The organism is Pseudomonas sp. PA-1-3F, assembly GCF_021609665.1.
Taxonomy (GTDB): domain Bacteria; phylum Pseudomonadota; class Gammaproteobacteria; order Pseudomonadales; family Pseudomonadaceae; genus Aquipseudomonas; species Aquipseudomonas paracarnis.
Genome location: NZ_WJZD01000002.1, coordinates 209,948 through 228,760 on the forward strand (window position 1 = coordinate 209,948; position 18,813 = coordinate 228,760).

Genomic DNA, 18,813 nt, shown 5'->3' on the forward strand with positions numbered 1-18,813 from the left:
GAGTTCGTCATGCCCCCTCTCCCCCTGCGCCTTCTCACGCCACTGGCTCTGCTGGTGGTCCTCAGTGGCTGTAACAGCAAGGCCGACAGCGCCGCCCAGGCGCCCACATCGCGCCCGGTGCTGGCCGCCACAGTCGAAGCAGCCGGCACCCAGCAAAGCGCCTATACCGGCGTGGTGGCGGCACGCACTGAAAGTGACCTGGGCTTTCGGGTCAGCGGCAAGGTGATCGAGCGCAAGGTCGACCCCGGCCAGCACGTCTCCCGTGGTGACACCCTGTTGGTGCTGGACATCGGCGACTTCGAACTGGCGCTTCGCTCGGCCAAGAACCGCGTCAACGCCGCCCAGGCCCAACTGCGCCAGCGTCGTGACGATGAAAACCGTTACCAGCGCCTGGCCAGCACCGGCGCGGTGTCGCGGCAGATCTTCGACCAGTCGGCCACCAACCTGCGCGTCGCCCAGGCCGAACTGGCCGCGGCGCAATCGGATGCCAGCCAGATCGAAAACCGTCGCACTTATTCGGTACTCAAGGCCGATGGCGACGGCATCATCACCGACGTGCTGGCCGATCGCGGCCAAGTGGTGGCCGAAGGGCAAACCGTGGCGCGCCTGGCCCATGACGGCGCCCGCGAAGCCATCGTCAACCTGCCGGAGAACCGGCGTGACCTGGCTGCGCAAAAAGCCCTGGCGTTTCCCTTTGGCGCAGCGGACCAGGCCGTGACCGCCACCCTGCGCGAACTGTCCGCCAGCGCCGACCCGGTCACCCGCACCTACCGCGCACGTTACGTGCTGCAGGGTTCGGTCGAGCGCTTCGCCCTCGGCTCCACCATCACCGTGCGCCTGCAAGGCAACGGCCAGCCCCTGCAAACCCGCGTGCCGATTGGCGCCTTGCAGGATGCGGGGCAAGACACGGGCGTCTGGCTGATTGGCGATGATCAAAAGATCAGCTTCGCCCCGGTGAAGGTCGCCAGCCTCGGCCAGGAAGACGCCTTGCTCGACAGCGGCGTAACACCCGGCCAAACCATCGTCGCCCTCGGCGCTCACCTGTTGCACAGCGGCGACACGGTGCGCTTGCTGCCCGCCCAGGCCCTGGCCCTCAACCGTAAGCAGGATCAATGAGTATGCGCGGGATCAACCTCTCCGAGCTGGCCGTCAAGCACCGCGCCGTCACCTTGTTCTTGCTGATTGCGATCCTCGTTGCCGGGGTCTTCGCGTTCGGCAAACTGGGGCGAGCCGAAGACCCTTCGTTTACCGTCAAGGTCATGACCATCACCGCCGCCTGGCCCGGCGCCACCGCCCAGGAGATGCAGGAGCAAGTAGCCGACCGTCTGGAAAAGCGCCTGCAGGAACTGGACTACTACGATCGCGTCGAGACCATCGCCCAGCCAGGCTTTGTGTCGATGCGCATGACCTTCCTGGAGTCCACGCGCCCGAGCGAGATTCAGGAGCTGTTCTACCAGACCCGCAAAAAACTCAGCGACGAAGCCACGCGCCTGCCCAAGGGCGTGATCGGGCCGTTTTTCAACGATGAATATTCCGACGTGTACTTTGCGTTGTACGCCCTGGAAGCCGAACACCTGCCCCATCGCCAACAAGTGCAAATGGCCGAAGAGCTACGCCAGGGTTTGCTCAACCTGCCTGGGGTGAAGAAGGTCAATATCCTTGGCGAGCAGGCCCAGCGCGTGTTTGTCGAGTTCTCCTATGAGCGCCTGGCAACCCTGGGCATCAAGCCCGAACAGATCTTCGCCGCCCTCGCCGCACAAAATGCCGTGGCGCCCTCAGGCTTCGTCGAAACGGCGGGCGCCCGCGCTTATATCCGCATCGACGGCGCGTTCGACAGCCTCGCGCTGATCGAAAACGTGCCCCTGCAAGTCAATGGCCGCGTATTGCGCATCGCCGATGTGGCCACCGTGAGCCGCGGTTATGAAGACCCGCCCAGTTATCGCATCCGCCATCAGGGCGACCCGGCGTTGATGCTGGGCGTGATCATGGAGAAGCACTGGAACGGCTTGGAACTGGACAAGAGCCTGCAGGCCCAGGAAGCCAGAATCCAGGCCGACCTGCCGCTGGGCGTGAACTTCGCCAAAGTCTCCGACCAGGCGAAAAACATCAGCCTGGCGGTCAACGAGTTCATGCTCAAATTCTTCGTGGCCCTGGCGGTGGTGATGCTGATCAGCCTATTGGCCCTGGGCTTTCGCGTGGGGCTGGTGGTGGCGGCGGCCGTGCCGCTTACGCTGTCGATCGTGTTCGTGATCATGCTGGTCACCGGCCGTGAATTCGATCGCGTGACCCTCGGCGCATTGATCATCTCCCTGGGCCTGTTGGTGGACGACGCGATCATTGCCATCGAGATGATGGTGGTCAAACTCGAAGAAGGCTTTGACCGCATCCACGCGGCCACCTACGCCTGGAGCTCAACGGCGGCGCCGATGCTGACCGGCACCCTGGTCACCATCATCGGTTTTCTGCCGGTTGGGTTTGCGCGTTCCGGGGCGGGTGAATACGCCGGCAATATCTTCTGGATCGTGGGTTTCGCCCTGATTTCATCCTGGCTGGTGGCCGTGGTGTTTACGCCTTACCTGGGCGTGAAGTTGTTGCCGCAGATCAAGCCAGTGCCCGGCGGGCATGATGCGATTTATGCCGGGCGCTACTACCAGAAACTGCGCAGCCTGGTGGAGGCCTGCGTGCGCGGGCGCTGGCTGGTGACCGGCATGGTGGTGGCCGCGTTCGTGGTATGCGGCCTGGGTATGGCGGTGGTGAAGAAACAGTTCTTCCCGGACTCCGACCGCTCGGAGCTGATTCTGGAAGTGTATATGCCACCCGGCAGCGCGTTCAAAAGCACCGAAGCCGTGGCGGCGCAGGTGGAGAAGGCGCTGTTGCAAGAGCCGCAGACCAGTATGGTCGACACCTATGTGGGCGGCGGTGCACCGCGGTTTTTCCTGTCGTTGAACCCTGAAATGCCGGACCCGGCGTTCGCCAAGTTGATCGTGCAAACCCCGGACTCCCACGCCCGCGACGCGCTGAAACTGCGGATGCGCGAGCGCATTGCGGCAGGCGAATTTCCGTCGGCGCGGGTACGGGTCACGCAGCTCGTCTTCGGCCCGCCGGTGCCGTTCCCGGTGGTGTTTCGCGTCTCGGGGCCCGACCTGAATGTGCTGCGCGGGCTGTCTGAAGACGTGCGTCAGGTCGTGGCCGGCAACACGCTGACCAGAGACACCTTCCTAGAATGGGGCGAGCGTGCCAGCGGTTATCGCCTGGTGCTGGACCAGGATCGCTTGCGCTTGCTGGGTTTTACCCCCGACGAGGTCAAGTCCCAACTCAACGCCCTGCTCAGCGGCAACCCGATCACCGAAGTTCGCGAAGGCAACCGCACCGTCTCAGTGGTGGCCCGCGCCCAAGGCAGCCAACGCGAAGACCTGGCCAACCTCAACAACATGACGCTGACCAACAGCGCCGGTACGTCGGTGCCGCTGGCACAGGTCGGGCATTTTCAGGCGGTGATGGAAGAACCGATCCTCAAGCGCCGCGACCGCGCCACCACCGTGGAGGTACGCGCCGACATCATCGACGGCGTACAACCGCCCGATGTGGAAATGGCGGTGTACAAAGACCTGCAACCGCTGATCGCCAAGCTGCCCAGCGGTTACAAAATCGACATCGGCGGCCCGGTTGAGGAAAGCGCCAAGGCCAACGTGGCCCTGGCGGCGCTGTTTCCGATCATGATCCTGCTGACCCTCACGGTGATCATGTTCCAGGTGCGCTCGTTCGGCGTGATGTTCATGGTGTTCGCTACCGCGCCTTTGGGCCTGATTGGTGCAGTGCCGACCTTGCTGCTGTTCAACCAGCCGTTCGGCTTCAACGCAATTCTTGGACTGATCGGCATCGGCGGCATCCTGATGCGCAACACGCTGATCTTTACCGACCAGATCCGCCAGAACCAGGACCACGGCATGGCGATTCGCGAGGCCATTATCGAAGCCACCGTGCGGCGTGCCCGCCCGGTGATCCTGACCGCACTGGCGGCGGCGCTGGCGTTCATTCCGTTGACGCTGTCGGTGTTCTGGTCGTCGCTGGCTTATGTGCTGATTGGCGGTGTGCTGGTAGGCACGGTGTTGACGCTGTTGTTCCTGCCGGCGCTGTGCAGCCTGGTACTGCGCGACAAGGTTGCTGAAACGTCCCACGTAACTGCCGGATAAGCTCTACTCCCCTCCGCTTTCCACCGCTGCAAAGTCCCTCGCCTGATCAAACAGTGCGAGGGATTGCAGATGGTGGTGTTCGTTAGAGCCCTGATAAATGGGGCTGTCTCTTGATCGCGGTGCTGGCCAACCTGATGCTGGTGCCGATGGATCCCGAAGCGCCGAAGGTTGAGCGCGTATTCGCGGATTTGCGTACCTGCCTGAATACCTTTGATAAGTGGACCGACAGCTTTTTAAGTGGTTCGGCACTTAGCGTGGAGCAGGTGTTCAAGGTTGGGGAAGACGTCGCACTGGTCGCGCCGATCTCTTCCGACAAACCCAGCCGCACCGTCGCTCAATGCAAAGCCCAGGGTGGGCTGACGCTGGTGCATCTGTTCGAAAGCACGCAGTTCGTGCCTATCGGCAACACGCCCGTGAGGCTGCAAGCCGTTGCACAGGACGGCAGCCCGGTAGGCGCGCCGCTGCATCGGACCATTGGCCCCAGCGGCATTCTTGAAGTCAGCGACTGTACCCGCGACCAACAGTACGAAATCACCTTTTACCCCAACGTTTCCAAGGCTCACGTCCAGGCGCTGTATGCGTCCTATGAGTCTGTGATCGCCGGGCTGGAAGCGGATTTGCGCACGGCATGGGCCGAGTATTTCAAGCCTCGATGGGCAGACTTTGCCAAAGCGCCGGCTTACAAGCGCAGTGCCTTACAGGGCATGGCCTTTGCTGCCGGGCTGGGCAACGCGCTTTATAACCTGTGGGACAACATCACCGAGCTGTACGACCTGCTCGCGAACCTCAAGACCAACAGCGAAACGTTGCTGAAATACCTGTCCGAGGCCGAGCTGAATGCGCTGCTCAAGCTGGGCAAAGACACGCTGGCCAAGGGGTTGCTGGTACTCAGTGATGAGCCGCTGTTGTTTATCTACCTGTCGGCGCTGGTGGCCTGGGTACGCATGCTGCCGCCACCCGACATGTACGAACTGCTGGGTGAAATCACCGGCGAAGTCTTGATCAATCTGTTGCTGATCTGGGCCACGCGAGGCATTGGGGTCCAGCTGCGCCTGGGCGCTCAGGTGCTTAGTGGCGTCAAGTCCGGGCGGGCGCGGGCGTTGTTGGAATTGCTGGCCAAGCAGGTGGCGGGGCCTCGGTTGGAAACCCATGTGGAGGCGGCCAAGCCGGTGTTGCTGAGCAGTGCGGCGACGCCGATTAAGACGGTGCCGGCTGTGCCGTTGAAGGCGGGCGATACGCTAGTTTCGAACCCGGTGCCGATGGTGCGCGGCAAGACCCAGCGCACGACGTTGGTCCGTCAGGAGCCTGTCGATGATGTGCCAACTGTGGCGTCGAATCCGAAGGGCGATGCGGCGGCGCCTGCGGATAAAACAGTCACTCACGGCTGCCCGGTGTCGATGGTCACCGGCGAGGAATTGCTCACCCTCACCGACGGCGCGCTGGACGGGATTTTGCCGTTTGAGTGGACGCGGCTGTATCGCACTAGCGCGGTGGAGGTCGATTGTGGGTTGGGGTTTGGTTGGAGCCATGCGCTGGCTCACAGGCTTTGTGTGTCGGGCGATTCGGTGGTGTGGATCGATCATGAGAATCGCTCGACTACCCTGCCCTTGCCCACCGATTCTCGGCCCGCGATCACCAATAGCCTGGCCGAAGCGGCGATCTATTTAGGCTCGGCTCCTGATGAACTGGTGCTGGCCCAGGCCTCGCGTTTTTATCACTTTCGCGACGGTGTACTGACAACCATCAGCGATGCATATGACAACCGGCTGCGCCTTTGCCGGGATCGTTCTGGGCGGATTGAGCGGTTGGATAATGGCGCCGGTCGTTCGTTGCTGCTGCGTTATGAGTTGGGTCGCATCGTCGCGGTGGACTACCAGGTTCATCGCGCCAAAGGGCGTGAGCCCTACGTTTGGGAAACCGAGCAGAACATCGTTTCCTACGCCTATGACGAAGCTGGCCGACTGGTGTGTGCGACCAATGCCGTCGGTGAAAGCGAGCGTTATCGGTACGACGATCAGCACGTCATTCTCGAGCGGCAGTTGGCCGGAGGCGCGAGTTTCTATTGGGAATGGGAACACGCGGGCAAGGCGGCGCGCTGCGTTCGGCATTGGGCGAGTTTTTCGCAGATGGACACGCGCTATGCCTGGGGCGATGACGGGCGTGTCACGGTGCATAACGCCGATGGTAGCCAGGAGGTGTATGTCCATGACCAGCGGGCGCGGCTGGTGCAGAGGATTGATCCGGACGGCGCCACGCACTTTAAATCCTACGACGACCAGGGCCGGCTGACCGTCGAGCAAGACCCGATGGGCGCGGTGACGGCCTATCAGTACGACGATGCCGGGCGCTTGGTCGCGCTGTTTCCGGGGGATGATGAGCCAACGTCCTACGAGCATGACAACGGTTTTGTACGGGTTGTCAGGCGTGGGGAGGCGGTCTGGAAGTATGAGCGTAATGAGCAAGGCGATGTTACGCGTAGGACCGATCCCGATGGAGAGGTTACTGACTACAGCTACAACAAGCACGGGCAACTGACTGGAGTTTGGTACCCGGATCACAGTTGCCATCGACTGGTGTGGAACGAACGTGGGCAGTTGCTTGAGGAGCAATTGCCCAATGGTGGGATCAAGCGTTATCGCTATGACGATCTGGGGCGGCAAGTTGCCTGTGAGGATGAGCATGGTGCGCTGACGCACTATCACTGGGACTGCGTCGGCAGGCTGATTCGCCTCGTCTTGCCAGGCGGCGCCACACGAGAATTCAGCTACAACCCCTACGGCAAAATCATCGCCGAACGCGACGAACTCGGCCACGTCACCCGCTATGAATACGCCGACGGCCTGCACCTGATCAGCCGCCGTCTCAACGCCGACGGCACCCAGGTCAAGTACCGCTACGACAACGCCCGGCTGCTGCTCACCGAGATCGAAAACGAAGCCGGCGAAACCTACCAACTCGACTACCACCCCAACGGTCTGATCCGCCAGGAAACCGGCTTCGACGGCCAACGCACCGCGTATGCCTACGACCTCAACGGCCACCTGCTGGAAAAGACCGAATACGGCGACGATAACAGTCAGCTAATCACCCGTTACGAGCGCGACCACGCCGGGCGCCTCGTCCGAAAAACCCTGCCCGGTGCCAGCGTTGTCGACTATGCCTACGACCGCCAGGGCAACCTCCTCAGCGTCGAAGACGGTCACTGGGCGTTGGCCTACGAATACGACCGCCAAAACCGCCTCACCGCCGAACACCAAGGCTGGGGCACCCTGCGCTACGGCTACGACGCCTGCGGGCAACTGAAAAACCTGTGCCTGCCGGATAATAACCGCGTCACTTTCAACCACGACAAAGGCGGCCACCTCGCCACCGTCGAACTCAACGGTGAAGTGCTTACCTCGCACCTATTCAAGAGCGGTCGAGAGCATCAGCGCCAGCAAGGCCAAGTGCTCAGCCACTACCACTACGACGACCAACACCGCCTGCACGCCCACGCGGTAACGCAGCAACAAAACCACCTCTACCAACGCCAATACGACTACGACAAATCCGGCAACCTCACCCGCCTGCTCGACACCCGCAAAGGCGAACACCTTTACCGCTACGACCCCCTCGCCCGCCTGACCCGCGCCGACCACTCCCAGGACGTACAGGAACGCTTCGCCCACAACCCGGCCGGCAACCTGCTGATGCAAGACCGCCCCGGCCCGGACATCGTTGCGGCCAACCGCCTGATGATCCAGGGCGACCGCCATTACGACTACGACGCCTTCGGCAACCTCATCCGCGAGCGGCGCGGCAAAAGCCAGCAACTCGTTACTGAGTACCGCTACGACTGCCAGCATCGATTAATCAGCATCACAAAGCCCAACGGCCAAACCGCCAGCTATCGCTATGACCCATTTGGACGCCGCATCAGCAAAACCGTGGACGACAAAACCACCGAGTTTTTCTGGCAAGGCGACAAGCTGATTGCCGAGCACCACGCAGAACGTCATCGAAGCTACCTCTACGAACCCGACAGCTTCCGCCCACTGGCACTGCTGGAAGGCTTTGGCCCACAAGCCACAAAGCCCTACCACTACCAACTCGACCACCTCGGCACCCCGCAGGAACTGACCAGCCCCGAAGGCGAAATCGTCTGGTCCGCCCACTACCGCGCCTACGGCCAGATCGCCCGGCTCGACGTAGGCAACATTGACAACCCGCTGCGCTTTCAAGGGCAGTATTTCGATGCGGAAAGCGGCCTGCACTACAACCGCCATCGCTACTACAATCCGGATATTGGTCGCTACCTGACACCGGATCCGGTGAAGTTGGCGGGTGGGATCAATGGGTACCGGTATGTGCCCAATCCGACGGGGTGGGTGGATCCGCTGGGCTTGAGTGCATGCCCAGGTGCTGACGGATGTAAACCCAGCACCAGTGCTCCAAGCCCTACGGATAGGGTTAACCACGGAGAGCCGGCCTTACCGCAACTGACCCGCGCGCAGAGGCAGGCGAGAATTGATGAGCTTGCAGAGGCAAACGCCTACAGACGTTTGAAAGAGATCGAACAAGCATTCCCAAGAGCACATTTTTTGGAGAAGCACGGCGCGCAGACAACCCCCGACTCCCAACTCGAAAGAGTAAGAACGGGTAAAAACCCAACAACAGAAGAAATCGAAAGATACATTGGTGGAAGAAAAGATGGTGAACCCAAAATACCTACTGCAGCTACTAGATATTTCAGCCACCGGGACCAACTCAACGCCATTTATCGCGCACAACTTATATTTAAGCATACAAACCTACAAACATCTCGCAGACCAATGAACATGGGAAAAATAATTGGAGAAGGATACAAAAAAAATAATTTTGAGTATGGAAGACAGAGCAAAGCTATTGTAATACTCGATAATGATGGTAATCCGATTACTGCGTACACGGAATTCTAAACATGAAACTCACACCAGAACTATCAATACTCAGAAGCCTACTATTCACCTATAGCATTGAAAACTACGACGACTCTGAAAGAGAGCGTTTCATCGCTTCAAAAAATGTCAACAACGAAACAGAACTCGCCGAGCTCTTTGAAAAACTGACTAAACCAGAATTTCTATCATATAAACCTGAAATCCAACAGTGGCATATCGACACACTTCACTACTATTTAAATACAGATGAAAACTTTGATTCTGTTTTTTATCTTTTCGACACCTATTTTGATGACAAAATAATTGATCACCGGCAATTCATGACTGTGCTGTTACGCTGCTTACTGTACTACAAGATAGAGTCCGATGCGAGCTGACGTCCCTAAACAAATAAACACCTCCAGCAAAAGGAAAAATCCTATGCAGTTAAGCACACAGTTTAAAAGTCATCGAGCGCAATTAGCTGTATTAAATAAGGCGACCACAAGAGCGGAACGCAATCTGCCGCCTTTTACCGGGGAAGATTACTACGGCAACCCAATTGTCCGAATCGAAATGCAGGGTTGCGGAAGAGGATACATACCAAACCCTTCTGACCGAAACAATCCAATACTTGATGAAAACATGGATGCAGCGATCGCAAAATTTGATCGCGAAACCAAAGAACTTTATACCGTATTCCCTGTGAGTAATGACCAATGCTGAAACACCCTTTTCTAGATATCCCGTACGCACCGAAACTTCGGCACCTACTCGGCCCGTTCGATATTTATGATCGCGAAGATACTTTAGGCGAAGAGTTTGCACGTTACGACATCAACCTTGACACAGACAGAAGACGACTGATCAAAAAACACATAATTGAGAAATCTTCAGATCTAAGCTATCGACATCGCAAGGTTTTATGCGACAAATTGGGGGCTGCACTTAGCGACGAAGCCTTTGATTTCTCACACTTATTGAGACAGGCTCCCGGCTATTATTGCACCCTGCCTTGGGGATGGAGTGAAATGGACAATCCAAAAGGTTTTTTCGAAGAAATTTATAGATTAACTAATGAATGGTGGAAAGAAGACCTCCAAAAAGCCAGCCTCGAAGACCCTGCCACATGGTGACTTCCACATTGAATACATCGAGTACTCAATGTGGGAGGGGGCAAGCCCTAATACCAGTCAGTTAAAGCGTCATCGCTCCTACACATGCTTTAACAGACTAGCATCAGGGTTTGCCAACATTTAGCCTCGCGTCGAAATACAGCGGCCTGATCAGCGCGGGTGGTCAGCCAATGCATGTGCAAACTGCATCACAATCACCCCGGAATGCCGATCAGTCAAACGAACACAACGCTCAAATCAACAAAGACCAAATGTGGGAGCTGGCTTGCCTGCGAAAGCAGTAGTGCAGTAACACATGCAGCGACTGACACACCGCATTCGCGGGCAAGCCCGCTCCCACAGGGGGATCTGCGCTTACCTGGAACTCCTCTCACATACAAACCCGCTTCGCTTTATCATCCAATGATCTGTATGGAGAAATTTATAGACGAAGGGTAAAAAAACATGGATTAGAATATGGAAAACAAAGAAAAGCCTTTGTACATTTGAATAAATACGGAAAACCCATTACTGCTTATACGGACTTTAAAAATGAAAAGACAACCGCAACTATCAATCCTTAAAGGATTGTTATTTACCTACTGCATCGAAAACACTAGAAATTTCGAAAGAGAAGAAATCATCGCATCAAAAAATATTAACAACCCAAGAGAGCTAACAGAGCTTTTCGATGCTTTAACCAAGCCAGAGTTTTACACATATACGTCAGAGGAGCAGAGTTGGTTCATAGAAACCATTAAGCATTATCTTTTAACCGACGAAAATTTCGACTCAGTCTTCTACCTTTTCGACACTTACTTCGAAGATGAAATCATCGACAAAAGAGCCTTTATGAGAACATTACTTGAATGTCTAATTCGTTATCACGCTGAAGCGACAGCAGACGAGTAATCCAACAAAACAAAGCGAACACAACGCTCAAATCAACAAAGATCAAATGTGGGAGCTGGCTTGCCTGCGAAAGCGGTAGTGCAGTAACACATGCAGCGACTGACACACCGCCTTCGCGGGCAAGCCCGCTCCCACAGGGGATCTGCGTTTGCCGGACGGGCATTCCTCCCCCATTCAAATCTGCTTCGTTCGATCATCCAGTGTTCTGATCAGCGCTTGGAAAGCTCCATGATCATCCGACTCAACAAATAAACCCGCGGTACCACACTCTCCACCTCGGCATATTCCTCCGCCGTGTGAATATTGCCCCCCACTATCCCAAACCCATCCAGCGTCGGCGTGCCTACACCGGCGGACAAGCTGGCATCCGCCGCGCCGCCGCTGCCTTCGATGGTCAACTTGCGTCCCAGTTCGCCATAAATCCCTTGGGCAATCGCTACCAACTTATCCGACTCGGCGGTCTGCGGCATCGGTGGCAGGCCGCGCTGCAGGCTGGTGTTCACTTCGGTTTCCGGGATCAATTTGTTGGCTGAAACCCGGGCCAGGTCTTTCTCGATCCGGTCGAACTCTTCCGGCAAGGCCGCACGCACGTCGGCCTTGGCGGTGGCTTGGTCAGGGATAACGTTGGTGCGGTCACCGGCCTTGAGCACGGTGAAGTTGATGGTGGTTTTCTTGTCTTCATCGCCCAGCTTGCCTAGTTGCAGGATCTGGTGCGCGGCTTCCATGGCGGCGTTGCGTCCCAGTTCCGGGGCGACGCCGGCGTGGGCGGCCTTGCCTTTGACTTCGACCACCGCGGTGGCGCTGCCTTTGCGCCACACCACCAGGCCGTCGGCGGGGCGGCCGGGTTCCAGGTTCAGGGTCACGTCGTGGCCTTTGGCAGTGTTGCGGATCAGTTCGGAGGCGGCGTCGGAGCCGGTTTCTTCGCTGGCGTCGAGCAGGAAGGTGATCTGCGCGTAGTCCTTGAAACCCTGGCTTTTGAGGACTTTGAGCGCATAGATGCCCGCGACGATGCCGCCCTTGTCATCCATCACGCCGGGGCCGTAGGCGCGGCCGTCCTTGATGTGGAAGGGGCGCTCGGCAGCCGAGCCTTCCTTGAATACGGTGTCCATATGGGCCATCAGCAGGATCTTGGCCTTGCCGGTGCCTTTGAGGGTGGCGACCACATGGCTATTGTTGGCGGCTTTATCCGGCACCAATTCGATGGTGAAACCCAACTGTTTCAACTCATCCACGGCGATATCGCGCACTTGGGTCAGGCCCGGCTCGTAGCCTGAGCCCGAGTCGATATTCACCAGGCGCTCCAGCAGCTTCAAGGCTTCGGCCTTGTATTGTTCGGCCTGTTGCTGGATCTGTTTATGAGGCTCGGCGCTGTAGGCCGGCAGGCTGAAAGACAAGGCCAGGGTAGCGGCCAAGAGGGTACGCGGGAAGGTGAAGAACATGGACCGATCCTTGTTTTTTGTTGGAGGGTGCCCCGCCACCCTACCCCACTAAACTGACCGCAACCAACTGCCCTGTACCGAACTGACCCGGTTGCGCCCGCTGCTCTTGGCTTCGTACAGCGCCTGGTCGGCATCGTTGAGCCAACTGATGGAGTCGGCGTGGCTCGGCTGGTACGACGCCAGGCCGATGCTCAAGCTCACTCGCAGTGTCGGGTCCTGGGCGTAGGCCAAGGCGTTGAAGCGACTGCGCAATGCCTCCATCACCTCGGTGGCACGGTTGAGGGGCATGTCTGGCAGGATCACGCAGAACTCATCACCGCCATAGCGCCCGGCCAGGTCGTTGGTGCGCAGGTTCTGGCGCAACACCTTGCTCAGTTGGCGCAGGACGATATCGCCAGTCACATGGCCGTAGGTATCGTTGATGGTCTTGAAGTGGTCGATGTCGATCAACGCGATGGCGGCACCGCCCGGGCCACGGCGGCAGCGTTGAAACTCGAGGTCCAGATGGTCCTTCCAGGCGCCGTGGTTGAGCAGGCCCGACAGGCTGTCGGTGCGGCTCAAGGCCAGCAGTTCACGCTTGTGGCGGGCCAAGGTGACGGCCTGGCGGTAGCAGATCCAGCCCAGGGCCAGGGGATACAGCATCAGGATCGGCAGGCAGGCATACAGCTGGGCCTGGGTGGTCACGGCGATAAATCCTGGTGTGAACAGCAGCAACGAGGTGCCCAGCCCCAGTGCCTGCGCCACCCAACCCGCGAACAGGAAACGCGGCCCGCCGATGGCGACGTTGTTCATGCTCATCATCGACAGGGTGGTGACGCTGGGCAGCGGGTTGAAGTGCATCGCGCCAACCCAGAACCCACCGCAAAAGGAATCGAACAGCAGGCTGCGGCGTTCGCTGCGCAAGGTATTGGCCGAGCGCAACGAACATTGAAACGCCAGGTGCGGCCACGCAAAGGCATTGATCAGCATCCAGGCCCACACCCACAGGGACGGATTCAACGGATACATGCCGAACGCCACGCACACAAAGCCGAGCGTCAGCCCCAGCACGCGAGATTTGTACAAGCGCAAAGCGAGCGGAAGTCCTTTTCCTCCGACGGCTGGCATGGTGGGGGCGATCCTGGGTGAATGCCTGGAGTCTATCAGGGCGACGTCAAATCGCCACTACCGCTTATTGGCTAATACTTCAGTGCGAAAACCCACGCGCCAGCATCAAGGCGACGCCCAGCAGCAACACGGCCGTGATTCGCTGCAACAACACCCGCCGCTTGGGGTTTTCCAGCACGTGTTTGATGCGCTGGCCGAAATAGCAATACAGGCAGCCGCTGGCAAATTGCAGCAGCAGGAAGGTCAGGCCAAGGATGGCGATGTCCGCCGCCGAACTGTGTTCACCGGCGCCGGCAAACTGCGGGAACACGGCGCTGAACATGATGATGGTCTTGGGGTTGGAAAACCCGGTCAACAGCCCTTTGCCAAACAGGCTGCGCGCCCCCTCGACCTTGTCGGCGTTGTTGATCGACACGCCGCTGCTGGTCCACTGCTTGTAGGCCAGGTAAAGAATGTAGGCCACCCCGACAAACTGGATGGTCTGGGTAATGGCGAGGTTGCCCTTGATCAATTCCGAGAAGCCGACGGCAAAGATCAGGATCGAAATCAGGTACGACACACTGGCGCCGACCTGCGCCGGGATCGAACTGCGCAGGCCGTCCTTCAAGCCCAGGCTCAACAACAGCAACGTCATGGGGCCCGGGCTGAAGGTCATGGTGGCGCAAAACAACAGAAAGTAGAGAAATGAAGACAGGGTTAACGCACTTGTCATGGCCAGCACCTTGAATAAAAAGAAACAGCAGCAACAGGGCGAACGCGGCCAGCGCTCGCCCCCGGCCGATCAGGCGACAGCGATTTCGGTGGTCAGGGAGTCGCGGTACATCACCGCCAGGTCAGCCAGGGCAGCCTTGGCGGTCTGGTTGCGGGTTTCAAACGCGACCAGCCCCTTCCAGTTGGTCTCGACAATGGCCTGCAGCACATCGGCGTAATCGCAGTTGCCGTCATGGATACCGAAGTGCTGGTCTTGCACGCCGTTGTTGTTGCTGAAGGAAATGCCCTTGATCAGGTGGTGGTATTTGCGCACCACTTCTGCCGGCAGGCCGTTCTCGATGTTGGCGTGGCCGGCATCAAGGAAGAAATACACATTGCTATGGGCTTGCAGGCGCTCGAACACAAAGGCGTATTCGGCTTCATGGGTAAAGATGTAGTGGAACGGCCGATAGTTGACGTAGTTGGACAGGTTCTCCAGGTAGATATCCGTGCCCTTGGCCTCGGCATAGCGCGCCAGTTCCTGCACCGACTTGAGATAATGCTCCAGGGCAACCTTCTTGGCCATCAGCACCATTTTCGGCTCGACGATGCAACCACCGTGAATGATCAACGGCGCGCCCAGGCGGCTGGCGATATCGATTTCTTTTTTGACGTACTCCACGGCCGCACTACGGAAGGCTTCGACATCACTGCCCAACGGCGCCTTGAAGTTGCCATGGAAAACCGGCTTGACCCCCGCGGCCGCGATTTGCGCCTGCAGGCTCTCGATACGCGCCTCGGTCCAGTCATCGACCATTTCGCCGAACAGGCTGCCGTCGATGTACCAGTGGGTGCAGTCACCTTCGATGGCGGTTTGCAGGCCCTTTTCGGCGCCCAGGTATTTCTGGTGGGCCACACCGGTGCAGAACGGGACGGTGGCGTTGATCAGTTTGCTGTTCATGGGACGATTCCTTTCGTTGATGGAGTGTCAGGCGAATTGACGTTCAGGAAGATTGATGGCCATGAAATCGGCCTTGGTCACGCCGCAATCCGGGCATGTCCAATCTTCAGGCACCTCTTCCCAAGGGGTGCCTGCGGGAATTCCGTCCTCCGGAATACCCAGTTCTTCTACGTACATAAAACCGCAGGGTGCGCACATATAAGTCTTCATGGAAATGCAAAATCCATTGCTCAGGTGTAGGAAATATCGCCATCTCCAGGCGAGATGCCGCGCAGTCTAGGGGAGTGGCATTGCGCAAGGCAGGTAAAGTGGTGCCTAATCCGGCCTAACTTCACCGGTAAAAGCACCGGCAAACACAAGGACGCGTCATGTTTGTATCCGCCATCGTTTTCGTAGAAGGCACGCCCAAGGTCCAGCAGATCGTCGAGGCGTTCAGCCTGGCCATCGAAAATGGCGAATGGGCACCGGGCAGCAAACTGCCATCCGTGCGTGAACTGACCCAGGTCCTCGGCGTCAGCAAGTTCACTCTCAATGAGGCACTGGACCGCCTGCGCGGTCGCCACCTGCTCACCTCGAGCCAGGGCCGCGGCTACTTCGTGGCGATGGACAGCACCCGCCCTGCCTCAGTGACCTGGGTGGACCTATTGCCCCAAGACCTGCTCAGCGTATTGCGCCGGCCCTTGGCCACCGCCAGTGGCGAACTGCGCCCCGGTGGCGGGCACTTGCCGGAGGATTGGCTCAATGGCGAAGCGATCCGCCAGGCCATGCGCAGCGTAGTGCGTGCGCCGTCACTGCGTATCGCCGGGCTGGGCACGCCGGCGGGGCTGTTGCCGTTGCGCCAGGCGCTGCAACAGAAACTGCACGGCGAAGGCTTGTCGGTACCGGTGGAACAGATCATCACCACACCCAATACCGTGCAGGGCCTGGACATGCTCATGCGCCTGCTCGCACGCCCCGGCGACACGGTGCTGCTCGACGCGCCGTGCTACTTCAACTTCCACGCCAACCTGGCGCTGCACGGCGTCAAAGTCATCACCATTGCACGCCGCCCCGACGGCTTTGACTTCAGCGCCCTCGAACAGCTGCTGGCCGAACACCGCCCCAGCCTGTATCTGACCACCAGCGTGTTGCACAACCCCACCGGCCACTCCTTCAGCCCCAGCCAAGCGTTTCGCCTGTTGCAACTGACCCAGCAGTACCACTGCCACATCGTCGAGGACGACCTCTACGGCGACCTGCACCCCAACCCTCCACCACGCCTGGCCGCCGTCGCCGGGCTGGACCAGGTCACCTACCTGTCGGGGTTCTCGAAGATCCTGAGTGCCAACACCCGCGTCAGCTATGTGGTGGCCGCTCCGCAACTGGCCGCCAACCTGACCAACATGAAATTGATGAGCGGCGGCGTCACCTCGGAACTGTTCGAACAGATCGTCTACCGCATGCTCAGCGAAGGCAGTTACGCCAAGCACCGCAAACGCATGGTGCAGCGCCTGATGGAAGCCGGTGGGCGCGTCGAACAATGGCTCAAGCGCTGCGGGTGCGAACTGCCCATGGCGTATGAAGGCGGGATGTTCATCTGGGCACGCCTGCCGCCTGGCGTGAACGGCGAACTCCTGGCCCAGGAAGCCCTGAAACGCAGCATGGTACTGGCACCTGGCGCGCTCTTCGGCTACGACCCGGCCCACCGCGACTCAATGCGCTTCAATGTGGCCCACAGCGACGAACCACGGGTACAGCGGGTGTTTGAGGCGCTATTGCTGCACGGTGTTGCACAGAGCAATCCCCGCGCAAAAAAGTGATACACGACCCTGGTGCAGCGCGCCTGCTTACCTGACCGGCATCAAGGCAGGTCAGGACCTCGGTGCGTCAGGTACATAGGCGTCGCCCTGGGCAACCAGGAACTTCTTGCGATACGCCGCCGGCAGCATCCCCACCCGTTGCTGGAACAGACGCCGAAACGAGTTGCTGTCCTCATAGCCCACGGCATACGTGATGCTGGCGAGGGTCATGCGTGTTGACTCCAGCATCTGCTTGGCTCGTTCCAGGCGCAGGGTTTGCAGGTAGCCAATCGGCGTACAACCAGTGGCATCCTTGAAACGCCGCTTGAAATTACGCACGCCAAAACCAAAGCGCCGGGCCACCTCATCGATCACCATTGACTGCGCAAAGTGCTGCTCCAACCAATGCTGCACACGCAGGATCTGCGCATCACCGTGGCTTTTGGGCAGCGACCACATCGCGTAGGCCGACTGCTCGGTGCGGCCGGCATCGATCAGCAAGTACTTGCCGCAGGTATGAGCCAGCTCCGGCGAGCCGAAACGGCGGATCAGGTGCAGCATCAAGTCCATCGCCGCCGTAGCGCCCCCGCACGTGATCAGGCGATTGTCTTCGCAAAGGATCTGACCCTCATCCAGGCTGACCTGGGCATATCGACGCCGGAAGAACCCGGCAAATGCCCAGTGAGTCGTCGCACGCAAGCCGTGCAATAAGCCGGTCTCGGCCAGCATGAAGGCCGCCGTGCACATGGAAGCCAACACGGCGCCCTGCCCATGCTGCTCACGCAACCAGGGGCCGTAGGCAGCAAACGTCGGCATAGCCTCCTTGAGGGTAAAGAGAAACCCGGGAATCAGCACCAGGTCGGTGTGCGCGATCTGCGCCATTGAACCCTGCACCTGCAGGCGCTGCCCGCCCCATGCTGTCACCGGCTGGCCGTCCATAGACGCGAGCATCACCTCAAACGGCGGGCTGTCAGCGAACAGATTGGCCGCACTGAGCATTTCCATGGCCAGGGTGGCACTGGCAGCGGAACATTGATCCGCCAGGAGCAAGGTGACATGCATGTAAAAACTCCGGCTTGCACTTTTCGCATGTAATAAGTCATTTACGCATCTACCTTAGCCGATCCCACCCCCGTACAGTGCGGCCATTGATCAACTGCCTGGCGTTTTTATGAATCTCTGGTTTCGATTACTGCACATGCTGTTGCGCCGCCCCTGGCGCAAACCGGTTCACGGCCTGGCTACCACGGTGGTGCGCATGCGTGTCTGGCCGCTGGACCTGGACCTGAACCGGCATGTCACCAATGGCCGGTATTTCACCCTGGCCGATGTGGCTCGCATGGATTTTGTGCTGCGCACCGGCGCGTTTCGCGTGGCGCTGCGCCATAAGGCGATGCCGATAGTCGGCGATACCTGGGGCAAGTTCCGTCGGGAATTGAAGCTGTTCGAGGTATTCGAGGTGCATACCCGCATTCTCGGCTGGGACCACAAGTGGAACCTGATGGAGCACCGCTTCGTCAGCAATGGGCGGGTGGTCGGCGTGGTGGTGATGCGTGGGCTGTTTCGATCCGCCAAAGGCACCCTGCCCCCGGCCGAATTCATCCGCGAGTTGGGCTTGGACGACACCTCACCGCCGATGCCGCAATGGTTGAGCGACTGGGCACGCAGTTGCGATGAGATGAGTGCGCAATTGCGTGAGGAAGAGCAGGTTTAAAAAAAC

At 59.0% G+C, this 18,813-nt stretch carries 15 protein-coding genes; 9 read left to right on the top strand and 6 right to left on the bottom strand.

Annotation, left to right across the window (positions count from 1 at the left end; all coding sequences use genetic code 11):
• The first annotated feature begins 9 nt into the window (after positions 1 to 9).
• The 7 genes from GIV26_RS02355 to GIV26_RS02385 all read left to right on the top strand — a co-directional run bounded on the left by GIV26_RS02355 (position 10) and on the right by GIV26_RS02385 (position 11,118).
• Complete coding sequence (locus GIV26_RS02355; RefSeq protein ID WP_236279418.1) at positions 10 to 1,116, top strand: efflux RND transporter periplasmic adaptor subunit; 1,107 nt, start codon at positions 10 to 12, stop codon at positions 1,114 to 1,116.
• 2 nt (positions 1,117 to 1,118) lie between these two features.
• On the top strand, positions 1,119 to 4,193 hold the full coding sequence (locus tag GIV26_RS02360; protein WP_236279419.1) for an efflux RND transporter permease subunit: 3,075 nt from the start codon (positions 1,119 to 1,121) through the stop codon (positions 4,191 to 4,193).
• A 134-nt stretch (positions 4,194 to 4,327) separates the two neighbouring features.
• Positions 4,328 to 9,130, top strand: coding sequence for an RHS repeat-associated core domain-containing protein (locus GIV26_RS02365; RefSeq protein WP_442962895.1), 4,803 nt, complete (start codon positions 4,328 to 4,330; stop codon positions 9,128 to 9,130).
• A 2-nt stretch (positions 9,131 to 9,132) separates the two neighbouring features.
• Positions 9,133 to 9,489, top strand: a complete 357-nt coding sequence (locus tag GIV26_RS02370) for a hypothetical protein (protein ID WP_236279421.1) — start codon at positions 9,133 to 9,135, stop codon at positions 9,487 to 9,489.
• Between the two features lie 43 nt (positions 9,490 to 9,532).
• Positions 9,533 to 9,817: a hypothetical protein gene (locus GIV26_RS02375; RefSeq protein ID WP_202691586.1), complete on the top strand. Its 285-nt coding sequence runs from the start codon at positions 9,533 to 9,535 to the stop codon at positions 9,815 to 9,817.
• Positions 9,811 to 10,227, top strand: a complete 417-nt coding sequence (locus tag GIV26_RS02380; protein ID WP_202691585.1) for a hypothetical protein — start codon at positions 9,811 to 9,813, stop codon at positions 10,225 to 10,227. Before GIV26_RS02375 ends, GIV26_RS02380 begins: the two co-directional genes overlap by 7 nt.
• A gap of 531 nt (positions 10,228 to 10,758) precedes the next feature.
• The gene (locus tag GIV26_RS02385; protein ID WP_127881656.1) at positions 10,759 to 11,118 is read left to right on the top strand and encodes a hypothetical protein; all 360 of its coding nucleotides are present in this window, start codon (positions 10,759 to 10,761) and stop codon (positions 11,116 to 11,118) included.
• A 209-nt stretch (positions 11,119 to 11,327) separates the two neighbouring features.
• Here the strand turns inward: GIV26_RS02385 and GIV26_RS02390 are convergent, their stop codons facing one another.
• The 5 genes from GIV26_RS02390 to GIV26_RS02410 form a co-directional block, all read right to left on the bottom strand.
• On the bottom strand, positions 11,328 to 12,557 hold the full coding sequence (locus tag GIV26_RS02390; protein ID WP_236279422.1) for a M20/M25/M40 family metallo-hydrolase: 1,230 nt from the start codon (positions 12,555 to 12,557) through the stop codon (positions 11,328 to 11,330).
• Positions 12,558 to 12,605: 48 nt separating this feature from the next.
• Positions 12,606 to 13,664, bottom strand: a complete 1,059-nt coding sequence (locus GIV26_RS02395; protein WP_236279423.1) for a diguanylate cyclase — start codon at positions 13,662 to 13,664, stop codon at positions 12,606 to 12,608.
• Between the two features lie 79 nt (positions 13,665 to 13,743).
• Positions 13,744 to 14,376, bottom strand: coding sequence for a LysE family translocator (locus tag GIV26_RS02400; protein WP_034127731.1), 633 nt, complete (start codon positions 14,374 to 14,376; stop codon positions 13,744 to 13,746).
• Positions 14,377 to 14,445: 69 nt separating this feature from the next.
• Positions 14,446 to 15,315: a sugar phosphate isomerase/epimerase family protein gene (locus tag GIV26_RS02405; protein WP_236279424.1), complete on the bottom strand. Its 870-nt coding sequence runs from the start codon at positions 15,313 to 15,315 to the stop codon at positions 14,446 to 14,448.
• Between the two features lie 27 nt (positions 15,316 to 15,342).
• Positions 15,343 to 15,525 (bottom strand): rubredoxin, encoded by a 183-nt coding sequence (locus GIV26_RS02410; RefSeq protein ID WP_014718115.1) that lies wholly within the window; start codon positions 15,523 to 15,525, stop codon positions 15,343 to 15,345.
• Positions 15,526 to 15,683: 158 nt separating this feature from the next.
• Between GIV26_RS02410 and GIV26_RS02415 the strand changes: the two genes are divergently transcribed.
• Positions 15,684 to 17,114 carry an aminotransferase-like domain-containing protein gene (locus tag GIV26_RS02415; RefSeq protein ID WP_236279425.1) on the top strand — a complete coding sequence of 477 codons (1,431 nt, stop codon included), beginning with the start codon at positions 15,684 to 15,686 and terminating at the stop codon, positions 17,112 to 17,114.
• A 51-nt stretch (positions 17,115 to 17,165) separates the two neighbouring features.
• On the opposite strand, the gene GIV26_RS02420 is transcribed toward GIV26_RS02415, so the two are convergent.
• A complete protein-coding gene (locus GIV26_RS02420; protein WP_236279426.1) occupies positions 17,166 to 18,155 on the bottom strand; it encodes a GlxA family transcriptional regulator in 990 nt (329 codons plus the stop codon).
• Between the two features lie 109 nt (positions 18,156 to 18,264).
• Between GIV26_RS02420 and GIV26_RS02425 the strand changes: the two genes are divergently transcribed.
• A complete protein-coding gene (locus GIV26_RS02425; RefSeq protein WP_054897062.1) occupies positions 18,265 to 18,807 on the top strand; it encodes a thioesterase family protein in 543 nt (180 codons plus the stop codon).
• The last annotated feature ends 6 nt before the right edge of the window (positions 18,808 to 18,813 follow it).